Genomic DNA, 2,690 nt, shown 5'->3' with positions numbered 1-2,690 from the left:
TCTACGCAATTTAAATACATTTCAATGGCTTTATCACCTTGAGCATGTACTGTAATTTGATATCCTTTTTTATGTGCTTCACCTAAAACTTTATATATTTCTTCCTCACTATAATAAAGAATCCCGAAATTGTTAGGATCACTGGAGTAGGGTTCTCGAGTTGCAATCGTTGGACCAGAGCTACTTCCATCTAAAAATATTTTAGCCGGCCCAACCCTAAATTTCTCATCCCCTGTACCGGTTACTATCCCTGCATTCATCATTTTATTTACAAATTTATCGGATTCATTTATGGTACCAATTATTGCATATACCCGAACGCCGATGTCTTTAGTTTTTATAGCTGTTTGTAATAAACGATAACAATTAGAATCAAAAGTAGCTGCTTCATGAATACTCGTGATACCCCCTGAAATGAAATGATCCGACGCGATTTTAACAGCTTTCATAAGTTCAGCATCTGTATAGCTTGCTACATCATTCATCTTCATATTTGCAGCCTCAAATAATTTCCCTGTAATTTCTCCCCTCTCATCCTTTTCAATTACTCCACCTTGAGGATTCGGTGTATTTTCGTCAATTCCAGCCTTCTCTAGTGCTGCTGTATTTACGATACAGATATGTCCGCACGTACGAGAAATGATGATTGGATGCTCCGTTGAAATGGCATCTAGCTCTGCAATCGTTGGATACCTTTTCTCCTTTATGGTCGTTTCATTAAACCCCCAAGCTCTTATCCACTCACCTTCTGGAGTTTCCAACGCTTTTTGCTTAAGCTCATTCAGCACATCTGCAACAGAGTCGATGTGACTTTCTTTACAACTGATATTCAACTGAAAAACCCCATATAAAACCAAGTGTGTGTGTGCATCAATAAATCCAGGAAGAAGAGATTTCCCTGCTAAGTCAATGACTTCCGTCTTCTCTCCAATAAATTTATTCATTTCTAAATTTGAACCGATCCCAATTATTCGATTATCCTTTATTGCTACAGATTCCACTATTGAGTTTTGTCTATCTGATGTAATAACTTCACCATTAATAAATACTAGATTTGCATTCATACATACACCATCCTTTTTATATAAGTACAATTTAGCAATTGTTATCTATCATCCTATTCATTATAATAAGCATCATTAAAACGCTTTCATTAAACAACATCCCTAGGATAAGGCGTTTTTCTTTGTTAGTAAAAATGGTGACCCCCTAACATTCCAATAAAAGAAAAAATCCATTGCATACCTCCCTCTATAAAGTGAAACTTTAATCATTCCATACTGTACACCTTTATATTGCAAAAATCATGCCATTAATTTGGAACGAAAACACGAAAAATAGACGGAAAATTATAAAAATTCAAATTAAATCTAGCTATTGTGAGATATAATGAATTAAATTCGTTTCAACTGATTCATAAATGGTTCGTTCTTTTCACTAATTCCTATCAATTTCGAACCACTTTTGGTTCGAAATTGATGCATGAATAGGAGGATTCACGTCATGTCCGACATTCCTGTCCAAATTGAAAACAAATATCTTTTAAAAATTCTCGATAGTCTTGAAAGTGGGATGAATATTGTTGACAAAAATGGAACGATTATGTGGATAAATCAAGCAGGTTGTAAGCTCTTTAACAAAAGCAAGGAAGAATTGATTGGTAGAAATATTTTCGTTCTGAAAAAAGAGGGTGCGTTCACCCCATCCGTAATCGAAATGGCTTTACAAAATGGAAGTACTGTAACCACTGTGCAAGAAATTACTGGTGGTAATAAGATGACAGTAACAGGGGACATTATTTTGGATGAGCAGGAAAACCCCATTTATTTTGTAGCACATGGTCATGATATAAGCAATTGGATGGATAATGTTTCTAAACTAGAATGGGAAGAATTAGCCCCCGTATTGAAGCGGTATTTGCTAGAAATAAAAAAAATGAATACCCGATATATTCTAATAAAGGAGGAACAGTCCTTTATCGGACATAGCAAAGTACATAATTTGCTTGCTGAAATCATGGAAAGAGTGGCAAGTGTTGATTCAACTGTGCTTATTAACGGAGAAACAGGAGTTGGAAAAAACGTAGTTGCGAAGCGTATTCATAAGTTGAGCGAACGAAACAGTCAACCCTTTATCCACTTAAATTGTGCAGCAATTCCCGATACACTTCTCGAATCTGAATTGTTCGGCTACCATAAGGGAGCCTTTACAGGTGCTAATTCAAAAGGGAAAACAGGGCTCGTCAAAACAGCCGAAAAAGGAACGCTTTTTTTGGATGAAATTAGTGAACTTCCGCTACATCTGCAGCCCAAACTCCTCCAATTACTGCAGGACAAGACCTATATGCCTATTGGCGGTTCACAGTTAGTAAAGGCTGATATTCGCATTATTGCAGCAACAAACCGCAAAATCGAGGAAATGGTAAAAGAGGGAAAATTCCGGGCCGATCTATATTATCGACTTCATGTTTTACCAGTAAACATTCCGCCGCTACGCGAGCGACATGAAGATATTTTTCCGCTACTCCATTTCTATTTGCAAAAGTATAACCAAATATTCAACCAGACACGTACCTTCTCGCAGCAAACGATAGGTGTTTTACAACGTTATCAGTGGCCCGGAAATATTCGCGAATTAGAAAACACTGTTGAGCAGCTCGTTATTATGGCTAAAAAGGACAACATCTCGAC

At 36.8% G+C, this 2,690-nt stretch carries 2 protein-coding genes; one reads left to right on the top strand and one right to left on the bottom strand.

Annotated elements, in window-relative coordinates; translation table 11 throughout:
* On the bottom strand, positions 1–1,064 hold a 1,064-nt coding region (locus AC1DTM_RS22085), incomplete at its 3' end, for an amidohydrolase (RefSeq protein ID WP_477000881.1).
* 439 nt (positions 1,065–1,503) lie between these two features.
* On the opposite strand from AC1DTM_RS22085, the gene AC1DTM_RS22080 reads away from it, so the two are divergent.
* On the top strand, positions 1,504–2,690 hold a 1,187-nt coding region (locus AC1DTM_RS22080; protein WP_477000880.1), incomplete at its 3' end, for a sigma-54 interaction domain-containing protein.

Source organism: Bacillus sp. P4_D3 (assembly GCF_056401855.1).
The sequence above is the reverse complement of the archived record's forward strand: the minus strand, read 5'-3'. Positions and strand labels throughout refer to the sequence as shown.